The 25,600-nt window shown below is 31.9% G+C and carries 19 protein-coding genes and 1 riboswitch; of the genes, 3 read left to right on the top strand and 16 right to left on the bottom strand.

Annotated features, from left to right (window positions below):
• Positions 1-51: 51 nt before the first annotated feature.
• The 3 genes from hisG to ACEN2I_RS15335 form a co-directional block, all read right to left on the bottom strand.
• Positions 52-909: an ATP phosphoribosyltransferase gene (gene hisG / locus ACEN2I_RS15345; RefSeq protein ID WP_441766979.1), complete on the bottom strand. Its 858-nt coding sequence runs from the start codon at positions 907-909 to the stop codon at positions 52-54.
• 273 nt (positions 910-1,182) lie between these two features.
• Positions 1,183-2,580: a HAMP domain-containing sensor histidine kinase gene (locus tag ACEN2I_RS15340; RefSeq protein WP_441766978.1), complete on the bottom strand. Its 1,398-nt coding sequence runs from the start codon at positions 2,578-2,580 to the stop codon at positions 1,183-1,185.
• 1 nt (position 2,581) lies between these two features.
• Positions 2,582-3,247 carry a response regulator transcription factor gene (locus tag ACEN2I_RS15335; RefSeq protein ID WP_441766977.1) on the bottom strand — a complete coding sequence of 222 codons (666 nt, stop codon included), beginning with the start codon at positions 3,245-3,247 and terminating at the stop codon, positions 2,582-2,584.
• A gap of 204 nt (positions 3,248-3,451) precedes the next feature.
• Here ACEN2I_RS15335 and ACEN2I_RS15330 point away from each other — a divergent pair, with 204 nt between their 5' ends.
• Both ACEN2I_RS15330 and ACEN2I_RS15325 read left to right on the top strand, forming a co-directional pair.
• Positions 3,452-5,545: an LTA synthase family protein gene (locus tag ACEN2I_RS15330; RefSeq protein WP_441766976.1), complete on the top strand. Its 2,094-nt coding sequence runs from the start codon at positions 3,452-3,454 to the stop codon at positions 5,543-5,545.
• 197 nt (positions 5,546-5,742) lie between these two features.
• Complete coding sequence (locus ACEN2I_RS15325; protein ID WP_441766975.1) at positions 5,743-6,375, top strand: MCP four helix bundle domain-containing protein; 633 nt, start codon at positions 5,743-5,745, stop codon at positions 6,373-6,375.
• A 50-nt stretch (positions 6,376-6,425) separates the two neighbouring features.
• Here ACEN2I_RS15325 and ACEN2I_RS15320 read toward each other — a convergent pair whose 3' ends face one another.
• The gene (locus ACEN2I_RS15320; RefSeq protein ID WP_441766974.1) at positions 6,426-7,424 is read right to left on the bottom strand and encodes a zinc dependent phospholipase C family protein; all 999 of its coding nucleotides are present in this window, start codon (positions 7,422-7,424) and stop codon (positions 6,426-6,428) included.
• Positions 7,425-7,587: 163 nt separating this feature from the next.
• On the opposite strand from ACEN2I_RS15320, the gene ACEN2I_RS15315 reads away from it, so the two are divergent.
• The gene (locus ACEN2I_RS15315) at positions 7,588-8,544 is read left to right on the top strand and encodes a hypothetical protein (RefSeq protein WP_441766973.1); all 957 of its coding nucleotides are present in this window, start codon (positions 7,588-7,590) and stop codon (positions 8,542-8,544) included.
• A 38-nt stretch (positions 8,545-8,582) separates the two neighbouring features.
• On the opposite strand, the gene ACEN2I_RS15310 is transcribed toward ACEN2I_RS15315, so the two are convergent.
• The 12 genes from ACEN2I_RS15310 to ACEN2I_RS15255 form a co-directional block, all read right to left on the bottom strand.
• Entirely contained in the window at positions 8,583-9,548 is a 966-nt protein-coding gene (locus tag ACEN2I_RS15310; RefSeq protein ID WP_441766972.1) for a YeiH family protein, read from the bottom strand.
• Between the two features lie 74 nt (positions 9,549-9,622).
• Positions 9,623-10,519, bottom strand: a complete 897-nt coding sequence (locus ACEN2I_RS15305; RefSeq protein WP_441766971.1) for a LysR family transcriptional regulator — start codon at positions 10,517-10,519, stop codon at positions 9,623-9,625.
• Between the two features lie 90 nt (positions 10,520-10,609).
• Positions 10,610-10,918, bottom strand: coding sequence for a hypothetical protein (locus ACEN2I_RS15300; RefSeq protein ID WP_441766970.1), 309 nt, complete (start codon positions 10,916-10,918; stop codon positions 10,610-10,612).
• Positions 10,919-10,988: 70 nt separating this feature from the next.
• Complete coding sequence (locus tag ACEN2I_RS15295) at positions 10,989-13,016, bottom strand: hypothetical protein (RefSeq protein ID WP_441766969.1); 2,028 nt, start codon at positions 13,014-13,016, stop codon at positions 10,989-10,991.
• Between the two features lie 82 nt (positions 13,017-13,098).
• On the bottom strand, positions 13,099-13,845 hold the full coding sequence (gene fabG / locus ACEN2I_RS15290; RefSeq protein WP_441766968.1) for a 3-oxoacyl-[acyl-carrier-protein] reductase: 747 nt from the start codon (positions 13,843-13,845) through the stop codon (positions 13,099-13,101).
• Between the two features lie 164 nt (positions 13,846-14,009).
• Entirely contained in the window at positions 14,010-15,347 is a 1,338-nt protein-coding gene (locus ACEN2I_RS15285) for a Na+/H+ antiporter NhaC family protein (RefSeq protein ID WP_441766967.1), read from the bottom strand.
• A 57-nt stretch (positions 15,348-15,404) separates the two neighbouring features.
• Positions 15,405-15,500, bottom strand: a riboswitch (SAM-I-IV-variant riboswitch).
• A gap of 134 nt (positions 15,501-15,634) precedes the next feature.
• The gene (locus ACEN2I_RS15280; protein ID WP_441766966.1) at positions 15,635-16,972 is read right to left on the bottom strand and encodes a DUF4302 domain-containing protein; all 1,338 of its coding nucleotides are present in this window, start codon (positions 16,970-16,972) and stop codon (positions 15,635-15,637) included.
• A gap of 33 nt (positions 16,973-17,005) precedes the next feature.
• Positions 17,006-17,863 (bottom strand): zinc-binding metallopeptidase, encoded by an 858-nt coding sequence (locus ACEN2I_RS15275; RefSeq protein WP_441767063.1) that lies wholly within the window; start codon positions 17,861-17,863, stop codon positions 17,006-17,008.
• A 25-nt stretch (positions 17,864-17,888) separates the two neighbouring features.
• Positions 17,889-19,364: a RagB/SusD family nutrient uptake outer membrane protein gene (locus ACEN2I_RS15270; protein ID WP_441766965.1), complete on the bottom strand. Its 1,476-nt coding sequence runs from the start codon at positions 19,362-19,364 to the stop codon at positions 17,889-17,891.
• 10 nt (positions 19,365-19,374) lie between these two features.
• Positions 19,375-23,100 (bottom strand): SusC/RagA family TonB-linked outer membrane protein, encoded by a 3,726-nt coding sequence (locus ACEN2I_RS15265; protein WP_441766964.1) that lies wholly within the window; start codon positions 23,098-23,100, stop codon positions 19,375-19,377.
• Positions 23,101-23,290: 190 nt separating this feature from the next.
• Complete coding sequence (locus tag ACEN2I_RS15260; RefSeq protein WP_441766963.1) at positions 23,291-24,400, bottom strand: FecR family protein; 1,110 nt, start codon at positions 24,398-24,400, stop codon at positions 23,291-23,293.
• Between the two features lie 89 nt (positions 24,401-24,489).
• Positions 24,490-25,098, bottom strand: a complete 609-nt coding sequence (locus ACEN2I_RS15255; RefSeq protein ID WP_441766962.1) for an RNA polymerase sigma factor — start codon at positions 25,096-25,098, stop codon at positions 24,490-24,492.
• Positions 25,099-25,600 lie beyond the last annotated feature (502 nt).

Genomic DNA, 25,600 nt, shown 5'->3' with positions numbered 1-25,600 from the left:
TATGTTTTTTTGGCTTAAAGCTTACTGCCTAAAGCCTTGATCGGGCAAAGCCTAGAGAACCATTTTCTCAATCGGACAAACTAAAATCCCTTCAGCTCCGGCTTCTTTTAATTGATCAATAACATCCCAAAAAGTATCTTTGTCTATTACAGAATGTACACTGCTCCAGCCTTTCTGAGCCAATGGTAAAACGGTAAGACTTCGTAAAACCGGCAATATTTTACCAATTTCATCAATTTTATCATTTGGCACGTTCATTAAAATATATTTTGAATTTCGGGCTCTTAATACCGATTGGATTCTGAATTTTAAGGTGTCAATATGTTTTTGAATTTCAGGTGAAACCTTTGGCGAAACTGCTAAAACAGCTTCACTTTTCAGGATCACTTCTACTTCTTTCAAATTGTTTTTGAATAAAGTACTGCCGCTTGAAACAATATCAACTATAGCATCAGCAAGGCCAATATTGGGTGCGATTTCTACGGATCCTGAAATTTGGTGAATATCAACTGTTAAACCGAATGAACCAAAATATTCGGTTACTGTATTTGGATAAGAAGTAGCAACCCGTAAACCTGCTAAATCCTGAATCGAATTGTACTCAAAAGTTTTAGGAACAGCAACAGAAACTTTACATTTTGAAAAGCCAAGCTTTTGAATCACTTCAATATGTTTTCCTTTTTCTACTAATAAATTATCTCCAACAATAGCAAGATCTACAACACCATCAATTAAATATTGTGGAATATCTGAATTTCTCAGATACAAAACTTCTAACGGAAAATTAGAAGCCTCTGCTTTTAACTGATCGTTTCCGTTGTTAATTGAAATACCGCAGTCTTTTAGAATCTGAATGCTGTCTTCGTTTAAACGACCTGATTTTTGAATTGCAATTTTTAAAGTACTCATTTTTTTTTGTTTAATTAATAGTTTGAGTACAAAGAATAGGTAATAAAAAACCCGTTTGATGTACTCAAACGGGTTTTTAAATATGATGATTTACATCCATACCATTAACACATCGCTTGAGAGCAATTATGTAAATGATGATGATGCAATTGATTTATAAACATTGTTGGTTGTTATTCTTTGATTCGGTTGCAAATATACAGGTTAATTTCATAAAAAAGCAATTTTTATTTTAACTTAATTATAGTTTATTGTTAAAAAAATATCTGCCTATTATTTTAAAAGTTTTTCTTCATTAAATTCTAAAACCACCACAGTTCCTTGATTCATTTTACTTTCGATTTGAAAAGTTATATGAAGGAGTTCTGTAAAACGTTTTACAATTGACAGACCTAATCCTGTTCCTTTAATTTCAGGATGAACAGATGAATTTGATCTGAAAAAAGGATTAAAAACGGCTTCTATATCCTCTTTTGCAATTCCGATTCCGTTATCTGAAATTTTACAAACTGTTTTGCCAGGCTGTTTAGAAAGAGAAACAGAAACCTCACCACCTGAATTTGTATATTTAAGGGCATTGGAAATAATATTCCTCATAATTGTTACTACCAAATAATTATCACAATTGATGTAGCAATCTTCTTCGGCATCAAATTTCATGTTGATTTTCTTGCTGTTTATTTTTTCTGAATTTAAAGTGATAACATCCAGGATTAAAGCGTTCAAATAAACAGATTCAGGTAAAATATTTTGTTTTTGATTTTCAAAACGAGCCAGTAAAAGAAGCTGATCAACCAGCATATTTAAATGATCTACCTCATTGATACAATACGTGATTTTTTCCTCATATTCCTTATTATCCCGTGGTTTTCTAATTAATACTTCAAGAGTTCCCTTAATAACAGTTAAAGGAGTTCTTAGTTCGTGAGACGCATCTGAAGTAAATTGTTTTTCCCGTTCTATCGCATCCTCAATACGATTCAATAAGCTATTTATGGTTTCAGAAAGTTTATGAAGTTCGTCTCGTTTTTTAGGCAGGGGAATCCTTACCTTTAAATTATCTTTCGTAATCATCCCAGATATATTCGTAATTTCATTTATAGGCTTTATGCTTCTTCCAGCAAAAAAACGAGCTATAAAAAACAATAAAATTAAAATAAAAAGAAAGGAAAAAATTAAGGTTTCTAATAAATTACGAAGAACTAAAATTGAATCAGAGAGTGACATCGCAACCATAACATACCCTATTTTTTTTGCTTGTACATTAATTGGAACCTGAATCTGTCTAATGGAATGATTGCCAATTTTAGTATCGAAAAGCTCAAAATCTTCTACTGAATTATTAAAAATCAATACTTTAGTTTTTAAATTTGGGGACTTTTCGGTAATTTTTTTGTTATAATCTAAAAATTGTACAAAAACCGGATTTACATCTACTGTATTGTGTTCTCTTTCATTCCATTCCTCTTTATCAATAAGAGTTATCTTTTCATTTTCTATTTTAATCTCTTTTAAATGATTCTGAATTTCAATCTTGATACTTTGATCAGTATGGCTGTAAACTGAATATTTTACAATAAAATAAATGAACGAAAAAACTACTAAAATCAACAAAGCTGTTGTAATAATATAATTTAAAGCAATTCTATTTTTAAAAGACAACTGGCTCATGTTATAAGTCGTTTGCGATATAACCTATACCACGAATTGTTTTTATATAATCCTCTTCAATTTTCAAATTTAGTTTTTTTCTGATGGCATTCATGAAAACATCAATAACACCAGTATCATACTCAAAATTAATTTCCCAGACATCTTTTAAAATCTGATTTCGGGTACAAACTTTACCTTTATTTTTTATAAGATAAGTCAGCAACTCAAATTCTCTCTGAGTTAGGGGAATTTCAACATCTTCTTTAAATACAATATGTTTAAGCAAATCAATTTTAATTGTTCCTAATATGAGTAATTCCGTTTCATTACTACTTCTAAAATGAATTTTGATCCTCTCAACCAATTCTTCAAAACTAAAGGGCTTTTTGATATAATCATTTGCGCCTGCCTTAAGACCTTCAATAGTTTCGTGAACTGTATCCTTGGCTGTCAAAAAAATAACAGGTGTCTTTTTATCCTTTATCCTAATGGCCTTACATAAGTCAATTCCTGTAATTTTTGGTAACATCCAGTCTAAAAGAATTAAATCGAATTGTTTTTTCTGAGTTAATTCAAAACCTTTCAAGCCATCTTCAGCAGTTGTAATCAAATAACCTTCTTCTTCAAGACCCTGTTTCAGAAACTGAACAATGCCGAGTTCATCTTCAACTATTAAAATATGCATTTAGTTATATATTTTAGAATTTTGTAAATGATTTTTGTGATCAGTCAAAGATAAATATTTTGTCTTATCGAAATGGTTTTAAAAGATATAGAATCATATAAACAACCGTAAGTTAAGCAAATATTAAGTTTGTACTAAGTAAGGTAAAAGCATAAACCTAATCCTGAATGGTCAATTGAAATTAATTTTGTAAAAAAATAGTTCATGACTTTCTACAAGAAATTTTCTCCTTTTTACTGCCTTGCCATATTTTATTTTATCATCAGTTTTATATTGCGAATTACTTTGTTTTTTCATCCCATTACTCAAAGTTCTTTTACTTTTGGTGAAAGCCTGAAAATCTTTAGTTTCGGATTATTGTCTGATGTTTTTGTGTTTATAATCACCAGTGTGTTTTTATGGCTTTATTTAATTTTTATTTCAAATTCTAAATATAATAAACCTTCAGGCTATATTATTCTGGCTTTTTTTATCATTTTATTTTTATATGTTGCATCCGGAAAAAGTATTTTAGATGAATATGGTGGCGCTTTACCCAGGATTGTCCTAATTTTTATTGGAATTAAAACTATTTTATTTGCTGTTTTTCTGTTTATACCAAAACTCAAAGAAAAAATCAGGTTTTGGCTGTTTGCTTTTGTTATCTTTCTGTATGTTTTATTGATTCTTCAAAATGGAATAAGCGAGTATTTCTTCTGGAATGAGTTTGGTGTAAAATACAATTTCATCGCTGTAAATTATCTGATTTATACCAATGAGGTAATTGGGAACATTATGCAGTCATATCCTGTCATTCCGATATTCACGGCTTTATTTTTAATAACAGGAATTATTACTTATCTTATTCTTAAAAAAACAAGAATTTATATTGATGAAATTCCGAATTTTAAAACCAAAATGAAAATTTCAGGAATTTACATGGTTCTTTTTTTAGTTTCCCTGATTGTGATTCCAACTATAGCCAAAACAGAAAATTCAAAAAACGTATTTGTTAATGAACTACAATCCAATGGTATCTATAAATTTTATTTAGCCTTTCAAAACAATAAATTAGATTATTTTAAATTTTACAAAACATTGCCAAGCGAAAAAGCTTTTGCAATTTTAAAATATCAATTTCCAACAATTTCAGGCAAAAGCACTACCCGAATTATAAAAAATGATTCTCTGGAAGAACATAAAAATGTAGTTCTTATTACTATTGAAAGTTATAGTGCCGAATTCCTGAAATCATATGGAAACGATGAAAATATCACCCCCTTTTTAGATAGTCTGGCTCAAAAAAGTGTACAGTTTACTAATTTGTATGCTGCGGGAAACAGAACCGTTAGAGGTCTTGAAGCGGTAACCCTGTGTTTACCACCAACGGCGGGAGAAAGTGTGCTAAAACGTGAAGACAACAAAAATAAATTTTCAACCGGAAATATTTTTAAACAAAAAGGCTATAACGTTAAATATATGTATGGAGGGGATGCTTTTTTCGATAATATGAGAGATTTTTATTCAGGAAATAATTATGAAATTGTAGATAAATCAAGTTTTGCGCCAGAAGAAATTTCGTTTTCAAATGTTTGGGGTGTTTGTGATGAGGATATGTATAATAAGGCCATAAAAGTTATGAATATCGAGGCTAAGCAAAACAAACCTTTCTTCAATCACATTATGACAGTGAGTAATCACAGGCCTTTTACGTACCCGAATAACAAAATTGATATTGCAGGAGATATTAAATCACGTAATGGCGGCGTAAAATATACAGATTATGCTTTGCGAAGATTTTTTACAATGGCTCGTAAACAACCTTGGTTCAAAAATACAATTTTCGTAATTGTTGCAGACCATTGTGCTTCGAGTGCTGGAAAAACACAGCTTCCCTTAGACAAATACCGAATTCCGGCTTTTATATACAATCCCGATATTAAAGGTGTAAAATGTGGTAAGTTAATGTCTCAAATAGACTTAATGCCTACGCTTTTTGGCTTGCTGCATTTTAATTATGAAAGTAAGTTTTACGGTCAGGATGTATTAAAATCAGATTACAAACCAAGAGCTTTTATTGCTACGTATCAGGATTTAGGAATGATAAGAGATAATGTTCTCACGATTTTGTCTCCAAAACAACAAGTGAAACAATTTCAACTAAATTTGATTCCTAAAAAAGGAGTTGCTCCTGAATATCAAATTTACTATAACGAAAAACCATTAAAAACGAGAAGAACAGATTTGGTTAATGAAACGATTTCGTTCTATCAAACTGCTTCTGATATTTTGAAACGAAAAGCATATCAGAAATTGTAAAAAATTCTTCTTTCTTTATAAAACATAAATCACTGAGCCCTGATAGAAGCGGCATTCTTTTTTACCTGTGTTCGCTACAAAAGATATAGCGGACAGCAAGAATTAGCTCCTTGGGAAATTTATACTAAACATTCTACACTACAACAATTTAAACCCTTAGATTTATGTATCTTTAAGAAGCTTTTAATTCATGGACAATGAAGAAATTTTTAAGAAAATACAGCAACAAAACAAAAGCAGCATTTATTTTACTGATTGTGATGCTTATAATTGTGCTGAGCAATTTTAATACGCTTCGAAATTCTAAAAATGTTAATGACAACATCAACACCATTTATAATGATAGATTGGTGGTGGCTTATTACATTTTTCAATATGCGAATGAACTTCATTTTATAAAAGCTGAAGTTCAGAAAACAGATTTAAATGATATCGAAAAAAACAGTAAAATTAAAAAAGCGCTGAAAATAATACATACTATTGATGAATTGTATGTTAAAACAGTTTTGACTCCAAAAGAAAAAACACATTTTAATATATTTTTGGCTACCTGTTCAAAAATCAATCAGGAAGCACAAAATAAAAACTGGAGTTCTATTATATCCTTAAGCAATAAGGCTTTAAAAACGCTAAACCAGCTTTCTGAAATTCAGGTAAAAGAAGGTAGAGCAAAACTGGCTAATGCCAATGCGATGTATAGTGGCAATAATTCTCTTGGACAGCTGGAAATTGCTCTTTTAATTGTTTTGGGCGGTATTACTTTTTATTTACTGATTATAAAAAAACCTAAAAGAAACATTAATATTCCGGAATCACCAAGTCTGAATTAAAAACAAAAGCCTTTGAGATTAACAGGCTTTTGTTTTATTTTATGTATAACTTAATCATTTTGATTTTGCATTCCGAAAAGATTTCCTTTCTGAAATAACTTCAAATCTTCCTTTAAGGCTTTACTATTACGTTTTGTAAGTTCTTTAGCATCTAAATCGCTTAAATCTGGTTTTCCTGCATTTACCCAGGCTGTATACCAAAAACTAGATGTTGCAGTAATAGCTTTCTTCATTTGGTTTTCGACCATTCCGTTTAATTCGGCATGCAATTTGGCAGCATATTCGTCAGAGAATTTAGACGAATTGTATTTGCTCTTTACAATTTTACCTTCAGCATCAACCAAGAAAACCTGATTTTCAGGAGTTGTCGTTCTTAGTTTTTTATCAACTGCCAATAATGGCTCAACAAGGCTGTGAGTATCCTTAATCATATCCCAGACTGCTTTATGAACATCTTCATAATAACGCGCTTCCGGTACGTTTAGTTTGTAATTTTTAGCGAATAACTCCGGTAATCTGCTTTCCCAAAGTGAATGAATTCCTTTTTGATCACTTAATTGCCCATCATGGTTTGCAGAAGTATGCAACGGCATGTGTGCATCCCCTATATAATGACCTAAGTCTGCTGCAAGGAATAAAATTTCGGCTCTGTTTTTTTCTTTGAAAGCTTTGGTTAATTTAACCATCATATCTTCAATATACCAAGGCAAAACACCATTATCGTTTAAGAATTTAGCATCATATTTTTTAATAGTTTCTTCTAATGATTTAGGTAAACTATCCATTGAACCAAAATTTTCCAAATCGACATAATGTCTTGGATTCTCATCTTTGTATTTTAAAGCATATTTGCGTATATCCGGAACAGAAGCTTCCTGAGTAATAAAATCAATATGATTGTAAAAAAAGACCTGTAAAGGTTTAGGCAAAGCCATTACAGCTGCTTTATTGATTCTTTCGTGTCCTACGATTCCCCATGATAAGGTTAAAAATCCAATTCCAATTGCAAAAAGAGCAATTAGTTTTGATTTCATTATATTTTTTTTCATTTGAAGTTTATTTGAGATGCAAATTTATCTCATTTAAAGATAATTCAAAGAAATACTAATTAATATTCTGTTAATTAATTTTGTCAGATTTCAAACTATAGATGATAAGGACATTTAAAAGTTATTTGTAAATTCGTACCGGTTCTTACTTTAAATTTACTCTATGCGCCTCTATTCTTCTATTCTTTTTTTCCTGACATTTACAATCTGCTCTGCACAGGACGACATAATACAATTAAAAAATGTTAGTGATACGATTTTGAATGCCAAACGAATATTAAAAATAGCCGGGCTTCTGGATGGAGTAAAAACAATGCAAAAATTATTTCCCGGTAAATTATACAAGCTCTCTGATGATAATACATTTGTAAGCTGGAAATGTAAAAGTTGTAAACCTGCTCCATACATGGATGTAAATGGTGTTGAAGGAGATCAAATGTTTCCTTATACAGAAGGCATTGCTACACGACTTGATACTACAATTAATTATTCGGATTCTAAGGGTAATCAATTCAAAATGTTAGTTTTCAATCATTCTGTTTATGATATGGATGGTTTACAAACAGGTCGTTTTAGTGGAGGACTTCTAGGACTAGCCAAATTTTCAAAAACCGGCAATGTATGGGAAATGAAGTCTTTTCAGCCTGCAATTGCTGCTTTTGGTGCTTTTGCCAGAATTCCTCCTTTAAAACTTGTAGAAATTGGAGATGATCAATATGCCTTTACCTTATTACATGCTAATGGAGGTGCGGGTGCTCCTTATAATTGCTATCTCTACCTTATTGTAGGGTTTAATGGAAAATACCAGACTTTTATGGAAATCGGAGATTACAGACTTTCAAATAATACCGAAGGAAGTACACAATGGTCAAGTACATACAAAGTGGTGAATGATGGTACGAAAAAGTTTTTTAGGGATTTTATAATTACAACTACCGGATTCTATAAAAAGGCAAAAGATACCGAAGATGATTATGAAGTTGATATGCCAAAAGAAGTGGGCGAAATGGGAAAAACCAAAAAACAGTTTAATTTTGTAATTGAAAAGCGTGTTTCATTTAAAGGTAAATGGTATACTATTACAGGTAAACCTGTTGTTAAATATTCTAATATCAAATGATTTTTTATTCAATATTTACTTACAACAAAAATTAAAAATTAGTTAAGATATAGAATGGACACCAGACCTAAACCTGCAATAAACACCCAAAGAAAAACTCCCTGTAATAAAGGCTTCACCCCTACTGATTTTAAAGTACAGCTATTTAATGTTGCCCCAATTAAGAACAAAGTAATCGTTAAGCCAATTTTGGCAATACCTACAATTTTCGGCGCAATAATGGCTATTGCAGGTAGGTAAGTATTAAATAGCATTGCCAAAACAAACAATCCGATAAAGTAAGGAATCTTGATTTTAGAGTTTTTATTTTTGAAAATTACTGCTGTTAAAATTGAAATTGGAATAATCCATAATGCTCTGGCCAGTTTTACAGTTGTGGCAATTTGCAAAGCTTCGGCTCCGTATTTATTGGCTGCTCCCACAACAGAACTTGTATCATGAATGGCAACAGCACACCATAAACCAAAATCTTTTTGCGATAAATCCAGCAAATGTCCAATATAAGGAAAAGCAAATAAGGCAATTGAATTTAGAATAAAAACCACACCCAAAGCAATTGAAGTCTGATTTTCGTTTGATTTGATTACGGGAGAAATGGCAGCAATGGCACTTCCGCCACAAATTGCAGTTCCACACGAAATTAAATGCGAAGTTTTCTTCTCAGTGTTAAGCCATTTTCCTAAAAGTGTTCCAAAAACAAGTGTACTAAAAATTGAAAAAATGGTCAGCAAAAAACCTTCTTTTCCTGCTGAAATTGCCGATGAAGCATTCATTCCAAAACCTAAACCCACCACAGAAAATTGTAATAAAAAGGTAACTGCTTTGTGATTGAATGCTACAAATGGGTTTCCAAAAACATTTACTATCAAAACGCCCAATAATAAAGCAATGGGAGGAGAAATAATTGAAAACAGACATAACAGGATTACTGCAACAAAAATAATTTGCTGGAGAAAAATATTCTCTTCAAATAAATGGGACGCTTTATGGTGCTTTGTTTTCAAAATAGGGTATTTTATATTTACCCTACAAAGGTCTGCCCTTTATATGGAACTCGCCAATCGCAAAATACAATAGGCTATAACTTCAGGTTATAATGGCTGGCAATATTTTGAATAAACAATTCTGATAAGGAATCTGATTTCCCTAATAATGTAGTAATATAAAAGTGTCTTTCGATCGATAAGTTTTCTACATCCAGCACAATTAATTCTTTATTTGCAAGTTCTTTGCTTACTGCGTGAATTGACATGAAAGCAAAACAATCCGAATTTAGCAAATACGATTTTATGCTTTCAGTACTTCCTAACTCCATTTCGATTTGCAGCTCTTTTAATTTCACACCGATTTGTTTTAAAGCATATTCTATAACTTCAAGTGTTCCGGATCCGCGTTCACGGGTTATGAATTTCATTAATTTTAAATCTTCCAATAAAATTTCGCTTTGTTTTACCAATGGATTTTTAGTATTGCAAACCAAAACCAGTTCGTCTTTTAGAAACGGAATGTATTTTATAGATTGATTTTTAGATTGTCCTTCTACAATGCCGATTTCGATTTCTTTATTGATTAAGGCATTTTCAATTTGCTCGGTATTTCCGTTCAGTAAATTGACTTTAATATCTTGTTGTTTTTGATGGAATCTTGCCAAAACAGGCGAAATAATATATTGCGAAATAGTGGTACTTGCTCCCAACCTTAACAAACCCTGGCGATCCTTACTAAAAGAACTCATATCAAAGTCGATTTCGCGGTAAATTTCGAAGATGTTTTTAGCATGTTTCAGCAGAATTTTTCCGGCTGGCGTTAAGGCAATTTTAGAACCGTTTCGCTCAAAAAGCTTAGTTTTATAGTTTTCTTCGAGTTCCTGAATGTGTTTGGAAACGGCTGGCTGCGTAATATACAATTCTGTTGCCGCTTTAGTAAAGTTAAGACGGAGTGCAACGGTGTAGAAAACTTTTAGTCGGAAATCCATTGTGTTATTATTAAAAGTGAAACACAAATTTCACAAATTATCACAAATCGTAATTTTTAAAACCGTGACAATTCGTCACGATTTAAGCTATTAATTGATCCAATCTAAATAGCTTAACATTGTCATTGTTATTTGAAAAAAATTATATGAAGTAGCATACTCGTCTTGATTAGTCAAAGCTTTTATTTGATGTTCATACTCCTCTTTAGGACATTGTAACGATTTTAAATAAATTTCATAACTCCATTTAGTTTGAAAATCTTTCTCTTCAAGACTCCTAAAACGGTTTGTCAAGTTAATATACGATTCTCTAACTTTTATATTATCAGAAGATTTTAAGTTTTTTATTACATCAATAGATGCAATTATATCGCTTTTTAATTTTTCATTTTTAGTCATTTGCTTAAATATTTATTAAAACAAATATATAAATATTATTTATTAAAAACTAAAAAACAATAATTATTTTCTATAACATCCCGTTATACTTCCTAACAAACCATTCCGTAGTCAATAAAGCAGTAATTAAAATCAACAACCAAACCCAATCAATTAAAGGTGTTTTGGTTGAGATATTCTTCTCTATCGATTTGTATTCTTTGTTTTCTAAAAGTGCGTGAATCAAATCATCGGCCTGATCTTCAAAAAAGGCTTTTCCGTTGGTTTGCAGGGCCAATTGTTTCAATTTTTGAACATCAGGATTTACAAATTGCTTTTCAATATCAAAATCTAAAATTTCAAAATGACTCGAATAGATGGTATTTGTATTTAATTCCTTTACCGTAAAATTGTATTTTCCGGCAATTAAACCATCCAGATTTGCGGAGAAAGAATTATTTCCTTTTAATAAATCGTAGTTTTTGGTTTGTTTGGTTTCTCCCTTTGTAACCGTAATGGTTAATCTTGCTTTTTCGTCAAACTCGTAATTCTTATTGAAATATTGGGCATTGATTACAATGGCTTCCCCCGAATTATAAAAACTCTCGTGTTCTACAACCAAAGATTTTTTTGAAGCTGATGTTGCCAGATACTGAATGATCTTATCCACAAAAACATCATATTTTTCAAATGACTGATTGTCAATATGACTTTGCAAACGCCATTTCCAGCTGTTTTCTCCTAAAAGAAAAGCCGTTCTTTTGCCCTGATTTTCGGCGAATGCCAATAAGGGAGTATTGGTAGAAACATTTCTGATTTTTGATGAAAGTAAAACGGATACGTTTCCGTTTGTCGTAATGGTTCCGAATAGATTTTGCAATGGCGGAAAGTTTTCAAAACCAATATTTTCAATGGCAAACAAATTAAATTGTGATTGAAACTCGTTTAAATAGTCTTCTCTCTGACCGCTCATTTTAAAAACCAGATTATTCTGTTTTTGGTTCAGATAATTAAAATCGGTGTTATTTCCGGTAATAATAAAACTGTTTGTTCCAGCTAATCTCTTATTATCAAAAATAGGTTTAAAAGCACTATTAGGCTGATACAAAACTAAAACCGAAACATCATTTAATTTATCCAGTTCATTTGGTTTTGTCAATATCACTTTACGCTGTGCATTGGTTTCAATAGAACGTTTCAAAGCTCCAATATCAGGATGATTTATCGATGAAACTATCGCAATAGTTGATTTTTGGTCAATCACTTCAACAGCAAAATTCTTGACATTATTATAACTGTTTTTCTCTTTTGCGCTAGAAGAAATAGTTGCTCTGAAAATTTGCAATCCTACTTTATCGGCAGGCAAAAGTAAATTTAGTGCAGCCGTTTTTTTAGACGGAGAAAAAGAAACTTTCTCTCTGGCCACAACCGAATTTCCTTGCGAAATAGTAAAATCTGCATTTACGGATTTATCACCAGCGTATTGCAGAAAAGCCTCAACCGGAAATTTATTTTTATGAAAAGCGTATTTGTTTACGTTTAACTGATTTATTTTTAAATCAAAAAACGTGGTTGTATCTCCTACAACCAAAGGATAAACTTTATTCTCAGGATCAAAACGATATACATAATTGTTTCCTGTAGTCTGATTTCCGTCTGTAATAATAACCGTTGGAAAAATCAGGTTTTTATTGATGCTTTTTAAATTCTTCGCAACCTCATCAAGATTGGTTTGCTTTCCTTTAAAATCAAATTTCTCCCAAGGTTTAAAATCTGCATCAAACTGATAGGACTGAATTTCAAACTTATCCTGAAGAGCCGGATTCGAAACCAAAGCCTTATATAATTCAGCTACTTTTTTATCCGATTTTAATGCCGCAATAGAACTTGAATTATCTACCGCAATTGCCAAAGGGGTTTTGGTAACTTCAAGCGAATTTTTAGTAATCACCGGATTAATCAGTAAAACCAACAATCCAAAAATGGCTAAAAAACGCAAAAAAGCCAAAAAAAGATTCATTTTCGAATCGCTTTTGGCTTTATAAAAATATTGAAAATACGACAATCCACCCGCTATTACTACAGAAAGTAATAATAATAGAATTGTGTTTGTAGTCATATTTGTAATTCGTATTGGAAAATTTATAATTCAAACATCTTAGGAAAACCTAAGAATCTTAGCAACTTAGAACCTTAGCATCTTAGGTCAGCATTCCTCCGCAAACATTTAAAACCTGTCCGGTAACATAAGCACTCATATCTGAAGCTAAGAAAAGACAAGCGTTTGCAACATCTTCAGTTGTTCCGCCACGTTTTAACGGAATCCCATCTCTCCAGCCTTTTACTACATCTTCCGGTAATTTTGCCGTCATCTCAGTTTCAATAAATCCAGGAGCGATCGCATTACAACGAATATTACGAGATCCTAACTCTAGTGCTACCGATTTTGTAAAACCAATTGCTCCCGCTTTTGAAGCTGCATAGTTGGTTTGTCCTGCATTTCCAGAAACTCCAACTACCGAACTTATATTAACAATAGAACCGGAACGCTGCTTTAAAAAAGTCTTCTGAATAGCCTTAGTCATATTAAAAACCGATTTCAAATTCACATCAATAACCTGATCAAAATCAGCTTCAGACATACGCATCAATAGGTTATCTTTTGTAATTCCAGCGTTATTAATCAAGATGTCAACCGTCCCAAAATCAGCCAAAACTGCATCCACAAAAGTCTGCGCTTCATTAAAATCTGCTGCGTTCGACTGGTATCCTTTTGCTTTCACTCCCAAACCGTTCAATTCTGCTTCTAAAGCTTGGGCTGATGATACAGATGAGCTGTATGTAAAAGCAACATTTGCACCATGTTTAGCAAAAACTTCAGCAATTCCTTTTCCAATTCCACGACTGGCCCCCGTAATAATGGCAACTTTTCCTTCTAGTAATTTCATATTCAAAATTAATTTTAATAATTATTTGTAGCTATTCCTGCTATCCGTTGCAATCTTTTATGTTTTTAAAGAAAAAACACAAAAGGATTTCCACTTCTATCAGGGCTAAAAACGACTTGTCAAATATAGAACAATTCCTTTTTAAAAAAAACCACAGTTCAATATTATAGATTGGGATTTCTAAACTTCAAAACTTTATTCACCCATTTGTCCCATACAGAACTATAGATAGCAATACTTGTAAAAGTCAATAAAAACAAATGATACCAGGCATTTCCAATCAAATCAAAAAAATCTAATTTTCCTTTAGCAAAGCTTAGAATTAATAAAACCTGGGCACCATAGGGCAAAATACCTTGGATAATACAAGAAAATATATCCAGAATAGTAGCCGTTTTTCTGGCATCTAAATCATACTCATCATTAATTTCTTTCGCAATTCCACCCGTAATTACAATCGAAACCGTATTATTTGCAATCGCTAAATTGGCAAAACCTACTAAAGTTCCAATACCTAATTGAGCTGATTTTTTGCTTTTTATTCCTTTTTTAATATGATATAAAACGTAATCAATTCCGCCTGCTTTATCCACCATCGCCGCCAATCCGCCCGAAAGCATCGAAAGCAGAAAAATATCTGTCATGCTTGTAAAACCTTCATATATTTTTTGGGTAAATTGTAGAAGTGTAAAACTATGCCCAAAAAAACCAATAATTCCTGCCAGCAAAGTCCCTATTATTAAAGTTGTAAACACATCTACACCTATTAAAGCTAGAATAATTACCAATAAATACGGAATGATGGTAATCCAATCAAAACTTGCTTTCGGAATTTCAACAGCAATAATTTCCGAATTTAATCCTAAATAAAACAGAACAATTATGGTTACAACAGCAGCAGGAAAAGCAATAAAAAGATTGATTTTAAACTTGTCTTTCAATTCACAACCCAAAGATTGTGTAGCTGCAATCGTCGTATCAGAAATCATAGAAAGGTTATCACCCAACATTGATCCGCCAAGCAAAGCTCCGGAAATTAAAGGCAGCGAAGCTCCACTGGATTCGGCCAGTCGAACTGCAATTGGGCCTATTGCAACAATTGCTCCAACAGATGTTCCTGTTGCAGTCGATAAAAAAGCCGCAATCAGGAAAATTCCTAATGGAAAATAAGCCGCATCAATCGTATTGATACCCATATTTACCACAGCATCCACTCCACCAGTAGCTTTACTCACTACCGCAAAAGCACCTGCAAGCAAATAGATGATACACATGGTCATTATTTTGCTTTCTCCACAACCTGAAATAAACGTTTTTGTTTTTTCTTCAGCTGATTCTTTAAATAACAAAAAAGCAGCAATAATGCCTACCAAAACAGCAACTGGAGATGGTAATGCATAGAAATCTTTTAAAAAGATCCCTGATCCTAAAAAAATAAAGATGAAAATTAATAGTGGTAGTAATGCAAAGGCATTTCCTTTTGCTCTTAAATTTTTTGTCATAAAATAGTTTATAAATGAAACGTTTACGACGATAAGAAAAATTTGGATAATAAAATGATAGACAACATTTTTTCCAAAGGATTTGGCTTATCGTTTTAGCACCTTGCTTGTTTTGCAGGTTGCTATCTCTTTGCGAGATTCGTGATAACGGCTGCAAAAATAGTAATTATTTTATTGAATTGATTATATTAACATCTTTTTAATTCAAAATAAATGTTTTAGATACAAAAAAGCAGCCCAAATTGAGCTGCTTTTCAACTAAAACTAAAACCAAACTAAAACTAAAACTAAAGTTGATACGTAGTTATTCTAAAGTTACTTGCTGCACTTGTAAATGTGTAAACAGTATTAGTATAGGTTATTCTGAATGCCTCCTTTTTAACATACAACCCCTGAGGATTTGTTAATTCAGCATCTAACTCATTTAAAAATGCTCTTGAGGCAGCAGCTACCGTCCATCCGTCATTCGACAGAATTAAAGTTTTCTTAGTAGCATCTTCACTAGTAATTATAAAATGATATATAGAAGCTTTACCTCCATTAAATCTATACTCAATATAACTTCCATTTAAAGCAGTATTAAAGTAAAACTGAATTCTGGCAAGTTTTTGAGTAGCTGGTAAAGTAGCATTTACTTTATCTATTAATGATTTAGCATAACTTGATGTTGAAGGTGCTGTGTATAAATTTGCATCTATATAACCAAACACCATTTGAGGATTTCCTTCTAAAAGAAGTTTATAATCGTCAGTTAAAACAAGAGGTTCATTCGAATATTTTATAGTTGCTGTTACTCCGCCTGTTCCAGTTGCTGTAAAACTTCCATCAGCATCATTATATATAAAATTAGTTAGTTTTTGACCTTTAACTTCTACAGCCGGACTAACAACAATTCCGGTTGGTGTATATCCAACTCCCATACTGATAACCTCGCCAGAATCATCTATAGCACTTGAATTTGAAAATCTGGTAGCTGATGAAAAAGAAAAATCATATTTTTTAACTGTAGTACCATCGTTCGTTTCTAAAAATCTAAAAAGAGGACGAGATGATGAACCAATTACATTTTTTTCTGTTTCTAAATTCTCTGCTAAATCTACCCAATCCTGAGCTGTCGCTTTCACAAAACGAACTTCTCTAACCAATCTGTTACTTTTAAAAAGGATATCTCCATTTTCCTGACCATAATACAGAAACTGAAAATCCCCTAAATAACCTTTCCCTCTTAGAGCCGTTGTTGGATAACTGTTCGAATCTGATAAAAGGTGAATTCTGTTATAAGTATCAAACAATAAACTTACAGTACTACCTAAAACTACATTATAGTCACTGGTATACTTTTCTGTATCATCATCAAAATCTGATGCCATTTCAACTTTATTACCAGGCAAAAATTTAAACAAATGGGTATATCCTCCTAATTGAGTATCATCTGTAAAATAGACCGCTTTCCACCCATTCTCTGATGCAAGCAAAGCATCATTAAGCTCACTTTTTTGAGCATTTAATCGCTCAGTAGGAGTTTGATCGAACAATTGATCTGCATCGGTATTATTACTGCAAGAACCTAAATACAGTGTCAAAAATGCCAGCATGAGGTACTTAAATATGTTTTTTAGTTTCATAATATTATCTATTAAATTATATAGTGACGAAAATTAATTATTTACAACCTCATTTGTATTTTTCTCAGCTTCATCTCTTAAAGCATAGAAATCCATATTAAATGCATCTTTATAATATTGCACTACAATAGCTTCTTTTTGCTTTAATTTTGCTCTTCCGTCTGCAGGCATACTGGCTAAAATAGCCGCATACTCTGCTTTTGTACTTGATAAAATAGTAGAGGCTGTTTCTGCAAAATCTTCAATAACATTATTTCTGGCGTAATTGGTTATAAAACCCAAACTTCTTGAAGTTGCAAGCACCTCCAGATGCCACGTTCCTGTATAACCTCCTGGCGTAATTTTTTGCCAGGCCTCTTCGTCAAAAGGTTTGTTCTGATTTAGTATATGTACGTACTCATGTTGTATGGTATGAATAAACTCAGTAACATTTGCCCGATTTTTTTTGTTTAAATAATCTACTTCAAATAATGTAATTCTTTGTCCGGAATCTGCAATCCCTAAAGTTCTGGTTCCGTTTGTATTAGAATTTACGCCCCCAACCAATACAATTTCTCTTGGAGCAACTTTCTTTACAAAATCATAACCTCCAACTGTTGTATAACTGTCTATCCAAATTTTCTTTACCACATCTAAAGCGGGTTGCACTTTATCAACCATTGGAGGAAATAAAAAACGGTTATTATCTACCGTATTCTGATTCCACTTGTATTGTGCATTAATATTGTAAGGATTCAAATAATTAGCATCAATCCAATTGTCTAACTCGCTTTTTTCGGCTTGGGTATAATCTAACTGACTCTCTCCAAGGGTATCTTCATGAGCACAAGATGCAAAAGATAAAACCCCTGCAACCAAAGCTAATACTTTATATTGTTTTAATATTTTCATCATAATTAAAATTAAAAATTAAAATTTACCTAGGGTTTTTTTCTACACCGTAATTGGATGCAGAAAGAGGGATTTGTAATGCTCTACGCTTATCGTCTTTTACCAAAGTATTTACCGGTAAACCAAAAGTTGTGTGATTTACAACAATATTAAAACGTTTTACATCTAGCCATCTTAATCCTTCATGAACAAAATCTCTTCTTCTTGCCTGAGCAACTGCCTTTACATAAGAAGTTTGCAAAGCTGTCATAGTGTAAAAAGGTGTTAATTCATCAGCAATTACAGGGTACATACTTACAATTTTTGCCTCTGTAAGCTTATCGGTTGTTGCATTATAAGAGGTTGTTCTTGTACCAATAAAATACTCTAGCTCCGTATTTGCTTCTGCAATCCTATCTTTCATTATAAGAGCTTCAATTCTGTTTAAATAAAACTCATCATTTGACAAAAGAACAATTCCACAGTAGGCTTCACCTATTCCTGCACTAATATTTGTATATTTAAAATACTCCTCAAACTTAGGCGTAAACAATGTTCTGCTACTGTTGTAAGAATAAAATTTAAACAAATAAGTTTTATTAAATGGATTAGTTGCAGAACTAAAAAGTTCTGCTTGCTTATCCGATGTTAAGTAAAAATTACTAGAACTGGCAGATCTGCCAATTAGCGAGTTTGGAGAAGCTATTAGTAAATTTGTACTATACGACGATTTACCATATTCAATAAACTGAATATCCGGAGCTAAACCAGATAAAGTTACGTAATCTTTTAATTTTCCTACAGGTTTAGAACCCAATCCTTCAGAAACTTCAAGTACTTTATCCCAATCTCCTTTTATCAAATAAAAACGACTTGCAAATGCTTTAGAAGCTTCTTTATTAAAGTGAAATTTAGGTTCGCTGTAGTCATTAGTTACTAGTCCTAAGCCTTCTTCTAAATCATTTTCAATAAAATCAAAAACTTCTTTAACAGTATTTCTTTTGTAATTTTTAAGCAATTCTGTTTCAGGAACTTTTACATAAGGTATTCCTAAATCTGTATCTGCTGTGGCTGGGTTGTAGCGATTAGACCAAAATGTTACCAGCATAAAATGTGCGTAGGCTCTGGCCATCAGTGCTTCTCCTTTTTGAGAATTTAAACTTGCTGGATTTCCTAATTGCTCAATAGATTGTAGTGCCTGGTTAGCATGGGCGATTGCTCTGTAGCAGGCATTCCAATAGTTAGCTTCAGTATCAATATCTATTTCAGTTTGCATTTCCCAGTTGTAACTCTGCTGGTTTTTACGAGATACCGAACTTAATTCTGCATCTCCAACATTGTCAGACATTGTTTCTGCCAAATCCATGTAAGAAGCTAAGGGATATGCATTAACTAATAACTCCTTAATTTTATCAGGAGTATCAATTTGGGTTCTATTATCAGGTACTTCAGAAAGAAAATCATCGCAACTACTAATACCTAAAAGTACCAACAGAGATAAGGCTATTTTTATATTTTTCATAATCAGTATATTAAAATGAAAGGTTTATTGCAAAAGTGTATTGTGTTGTTACAGGAAGAGCAACACCACCAGTATTACGGAATTCAGGATCTTGTCCGTTCAACTTTTTGTCAGAATAAATCAACCATGGATTTACCGTTGATGCTTTAAGAGAAAAAGTGCTTACACCTAATTTTCTTTTGAACTCTTTAGGAAACTCCCAACTTAAGGATACATTTTTTAGTCTTACAAAATCACCATCTGCAATTCTTACGTCAGAATAATTATAGGTGTTATAAGCAATTTGCAATTGATCCTGTGTTCCGTAATTTTGAACTAATCTTTTATCTGCAATAACCGGAACATTCGTAAATGCTTCATCACCAGGGTTGATCCAACGGTTTGTAAAATCTTTTGTAAATACAGTTAAATCATCATATTGGCTATCATAGGCCTGATTCAAACGTACTTTATTCCCTCCAGAACCAACAACAAATACATATAAAGACCAATTTTTGTAACTAAATGTATTTGCAAAACCAATCGATTTATTAGGCTCGATAGAACCTTCATATTTCAAATAATCAGTAACATTTTCTGTATCCTGAAAATTAGCTCCGGTAACGTTATCTGTTTCATCTTCTTTTTGAATAAAAGTTGGTAAACCCTGATTATTTAAACCTGTAAACTGATATGAATACAATGAATTTCTAGGATGTCCAACTGTATTTCCACCATTAGCATCAATTAAATCAAATGCTGATGGCTGATTTTCTAACTTAGTAATCTTTTGATCATATACAGAGAAATTCAGTGTTGAAGACCATTTAAAATTATTTGTCACAATGTTTTGAGTAGTAAATCCAATTTCAAGACCTTTTGTTTCCATGTTAGCATTGTTCCCTTGTTTGATGCTTTGCCCACCAATACCTGAAGTCACAACATAATCAACCAAATCAAATGCTTTACGACTGTAGATATCTGATACAAATTGAATTCTATTATTAAACATTCCTAAATCAACACCAAAGTTTGTTTCAAATTGCTTTTCCCAAGTCAAATCAGAGTTTTGTAGCTCATCAATATCGATCCCTGTTTCTCTGTCAGAAATAGCTAAACGGTCTGTGATATAACTTTTGTAAATTGCCAAAGAGTTTGTTGCAGGACCTGCAGTTGCTGTAAGACCGTAAGAACCTCTAAATGCCAAATTATTTATGACTTTTAAATTTTGCATGAATTTCTCCTCAGTAACATTCCATTTACCACTAAAAGTATAAGTTGGTAACCATCTTCCAGAACCACTATTTCCTTGTCTGTTTGATCCGTCATAACGCCCCGTAATTGATCCTGTGTAACGACGATCATAGGTATAGCCTACTTTTCCAAAGAAGCCTACAGTTCGTTCTCTCTCTTCGTTAAAGCCATAATATGAGCTTCCTTCGTTGATAATTTTTTCTATGATTCTTGGGTCAGTAAAAGCGGTAAGTCCTCTGTCATACTGTATTCCCGCAGCAGTAAAATTATCGCTGCTTCTGTCTAATGAACGTAACTCAGTACCGAAGAAACCTTCAACTTCATGTTTCTCATTGAAAGTATTTCTATAATTCACACTATTTCTAATATTATAAGAAGTCAATTCATTTGTAAACTTTCTTAAAAACCCACCATTTGGTAGTACAGAAATGGGTTGAGCCGTTAAATCATCCGGATCAGTATATAAAAATACGTTAGCATTTCTAACTGTAGCATTTACACCTTCTACTCCGTATTCAGTCCCTGCTTTGTAAGCCTCAACAACATTTGAATTTTCATAAATTTTGTGTTGTCTTGAAGTATTTGCATAACGAGCAGAACCGGTTAAGTTATATGTTAAATGTTTATTTATTTTATAATCTACATCCAATTGGAAACGCATGTCTTTTACATCAATTTCTAAAACATTATTTTGCAATTCATTTACAATGTTAAAAGGAGCCCAGTTATTTCTACTATATTCCAAATTTCTATTTTCATCATAAGGTCTGAGTGTTCTACTTGTATTTAAAACATAGTTGAAAGGATTAATATCAAAATCTCTTGTAACATTACCAAACACAACATCTTTTTTACTTTCGTAACTTCCCGGAGCAGTTTGATCACGCACAGAAGCCATTGTAGATAAGGTAACAGATAATTTATCATTTATAAAAAACGTTCCTTTTATATTTGATGATAATTGTTTTACGTCGTCAGCGATAGTCCATCCCGGATCTGTATAATAACCCAACGAAGCATAAAATGTATTATTTTTTCCACCCCCGGAAAAACTTAAAGAGTGAGTTTGAGTAATTGAAGGTCTAAACAAAACTTTGAACCAATCTGTATTTGCTAATTCGTATTTTCTTAAAAAATTGTTTCGGCTTAAAGGATCATTATTTACCAAATAACTATCTGTTTCTGGCACATAAGTATTAATCGCTTTACTTAAAATATTATAAACTCCTCCAGTTCTGCCTTGTAATGTTGATGGTACATCAAGAAACCCTTTTTGTTCCATTTCTTTCAAAATACTCATGGATTCCTGAGAATTTAGAATATCATATTGAGTATAACTTGGTACAGTTCTCATTGAATTTTCTACAGAATAAGTTACTTTTAAAGGTGCATCTCTACGCCCTTGTTTTGTGGTAACTACTACAACTCCATTTAAAGATCTTGATCCGTAAATTGAAGTAGCCGATGCATCTTTCAGAATTTCGATACTCTGAACATCGTTAGCATTTAAACCCGCAATCGAAGAACTTAAAAGCGTTTCTGAATTTCCGGAAGCTAAATCTGCAAACGAAATATTAATGATATCTTCCTGAACTACACCATCAATTACCCATAATGGCTTAGTGTCTCCAAAGATAGAAGAAGAGCCACGTACTGTAATTTTAGGAGCAGTACCAAAAGTTCCTGTAATATTTTGTACAGTAACCCCAGCCGCTTTTCCTTCAATCATTCTGCTTACATCCACAACACCATCAACTTTTAGTTCTGCTGCTGATATTTTACTTACTGCTCCGGTAAAAGTTCTTTTTGACGTTTTTTCATATCCAGTAGTAATCACTACTTCTTTTAGATTCTGTCCTACTTCATTTAAAACAACAACTGGTGTAGTATTTTCTATTCCAATTTCTTTAGTTTCCATTCCAATATAAGAAATTACTAACTGATTACTAGTAGCTGGCATTTCAATAGAAAAATTTCCGTCAAAATCAGTTAAAACAGCTATTTTAGTTCCTTTAACCAATACTGTAGCTCCAGGAAGCGGGACTCCAGACGGATCTGTAACTTTTCCTTTAATGATAGGTCCTGCAGATAAAATTTCGAATAATGAATTATGAGATTCATCACTACTAAAACCATCTAATTTGCTTTTCTGCAAAACAATCTGATTACTTATTTCTGAATAAGTAATATTAAATGGTTTCAAAATACGGTTAAGTATACTTTCTAAAGTTTCCTGATTAGCCTCAATACTAACTTTTTGGTTTAGCTGTGGTAATCTTGAATTGTATGAAAATTTCACATGCGCAGATTTTTCAAGTTTAGACAACGTATTATCTAAACTTAAATTCTCTACTGCTATGGTAACTTTTGTATCTAATTTTCTTTGTCCATTCACGCTGCTTGCCATGGTAACGCTAGAAAACACAAATGCTAAGGCGAACTGAAATAGCGTTATTTTCATGATTCGATGGAGTAATCGTTGTTTAACAACTGGTTTTTTCATAATTTTGGTTTGTTTTGATTAATACTGTTCAAGGGTATTTGAGAAACGCAATAAATAAATCTTTACAGAGAGTTATTTAATTTTATGAGTGTCGAATATGTTACAGCATTTCGGCACTTTTTTTTATTTTTTTTCACATAGGCAACAAATTGTATTTTATTTATATTATTTGAATTTGGTTATCAGTACCTTAATTGCAACCTTGTGATGTTATAACAATTTGATTTCCATTCATTTCAAAACTTGTTTCATTACCAATGCTTTTGCAAATAATTTTAAGTTTCTCTGATAATGGCTGATCACTTAATGAAGTAGTTAAATGACAATCTTTTAATTTATCTTTAGGGAAATCAATATCAACGAGATATGCTTGTTCTATTGTTTTAAAAATCTGAGCTACAGGAATATCGGTAAATTCAAAACTTAGTTGTTCAATATTACCAACGCTGCTCACCAATATTTTATCTTCCGTAATATTAGTTATTTTATTAAAGTGTAAATTACTTCTTAAAAAACGTAAAGCTTGGTTAGGTAATAGGACAATTTCTTCTTTTGAATTTCCAACCAATTCGTTCGAAATCACCTTTACTTTACCCGTACGGACAAGGACTTCTACATTTGGTTGATCAGAATAAGCTCTAACTCTAAAACTTGTACCAACAACTTTTGTAATAATTTCGTTAGCATAAACCAGAAAAGGCCTTTTAGGATTCTTACTAATTTCAAAAAAACCTTCACCTGATAAATAAACCTTTCTTTCGTTTCCGATAAAAATTTTCGGATAACTTAATTTACTATTGGGCTGTAATAAAACAGAACTACCATCAGATAAAGTAATTATTTGTGGTTTGTTTGAATTATTTGTCTGTTCAACAAGTCCTTCACTATTATCTTCAATAAGTTCGTTATAAGTAACAACTGTATGATTTATATTATATTGATAATGGTAAACCCAAACCGATAAAAAAGCAAAAAATAAAGTAGCGGCAATTCCAATCCAGTATTGTCTTAAGTATTTAATAGGATAAATTTGATTCCCTTTTTTGGTACTTTCCTTTTCTTCAATCTTAATCCATGTAGATTGTAATGCGGTATTTAATTCAGAGGAAGAAATATTATTTACAGGCACTTTCATTGCCAGTAATAAAAGTCGGGCATCCTGAACCAGTTTTGCACGTTGGCGATTTTCTAAAGTCCATTCTTCCCAGCCTTGTTCGTCAATTTTGGATAGAATCCATAACTGAAAAGATTTATCATCTAAAAAATCTTCAATTTCGGTATAATTATTACGTTTTTGCATCTAATAATGAGGTTACAAAAACATAGAGGACAGCTTTCTTATTATATACTCATCAATTTATGATTTTTTTTATTTTTTTTTAACGTAAATTAAAGAACTGTTGAAGAAACCAAATAAATTATAGAGAAACCAACCTTCCATTCTTTACGAAGGGTAAGTAATCCTCGATGAATTAAATTACTGGCAGACTGATAATTAACCTCTAACATTTCTGCAATCTGATCTACTGATAAACCTTGATTGTATCTGAGAAACAGCGCTTCTTTTTGACGTGCAGGCAAATTATTAATTAAATTATTTAAATGTAAAACACGTTCAGCGGTAGCTTCATCATCTATAAGTTCATGCTCTACTGAAAAATCAAATAGAAATTCTATACAGTCTGTAGTCGAAATTTTTCTAAAAATATGATCACGTTCATATAAACGGGCAATTCTTTTTCTTACACTAGATAACAGATACGCTTTGACAACATCGGGAGTTTTCAAAGTCTCTCGGTATAACCAAATATCAGCAAAAACATCCTGAACACAATCCTGAACTTTTTCGGCAAATGGTGAAAAAGAGTTTCCGTAACTTATTAAATCTCCATAATACTTTTCGAAAAGCAATGAAAACGACTTTTCATCTCCTGCCCTAAGTTTATTCCAAAGTTTATGATCATCGTAGGTTTTTAAGGTTTTGATTTGGCTTTTCATTGTGGTTAGTTTTTTTGGTGTAAATAATTTCAGAGATGAACTCCCTATACAAAAAGTGAGGGATTTTATTCAAATAAAGTCTAATTGCAAGGAGGTTTTAAAAACTCCTGTTTTTTAAAATTTAATATTTATGATGTTATTAAATTATTAGAAATTGATTTAAAACATTGAAAATATTAAAATACTTATATAAAGAAGTATAAACCTACAATTAAAATTTACTAATTTAACATTATCATTTACTTTTGTGAGTTAAATATATAAAATGAAAGAGTTAAAACCAATTTATTTACAAAAAAGAGACGATTATTTAAATTTAAATTGTTCCTTTTTCAATAATTATGAAATAATAAAATAATTAAACAGTTTTAATATTGAAACAAAAAAAGCCTCACTAAAATAGTAAGGCTTCTAATTTAATTTTTATGTCTAGTCCTGAAATAGCGATACACAAAAAGCATCGTTATGGAAGATCAAATAAAATATGTAAAGCGTAGTCAAC

Origin of the sequence: Flavobacterium sp. W22_SRS_FK3, assembly GCF_052113665.1 — a bacterium.
GTDB lineage: Bacteria > Bacteroidota > Bacteroidia > Flavobacteriales > Flavobacteriaceae > Flavobacterium.
The sequence above is the reverse complement of the archived record's forward strand: the minus strand, read 5'-3'. Positions and strand labels throughout refer to the sequence as shown.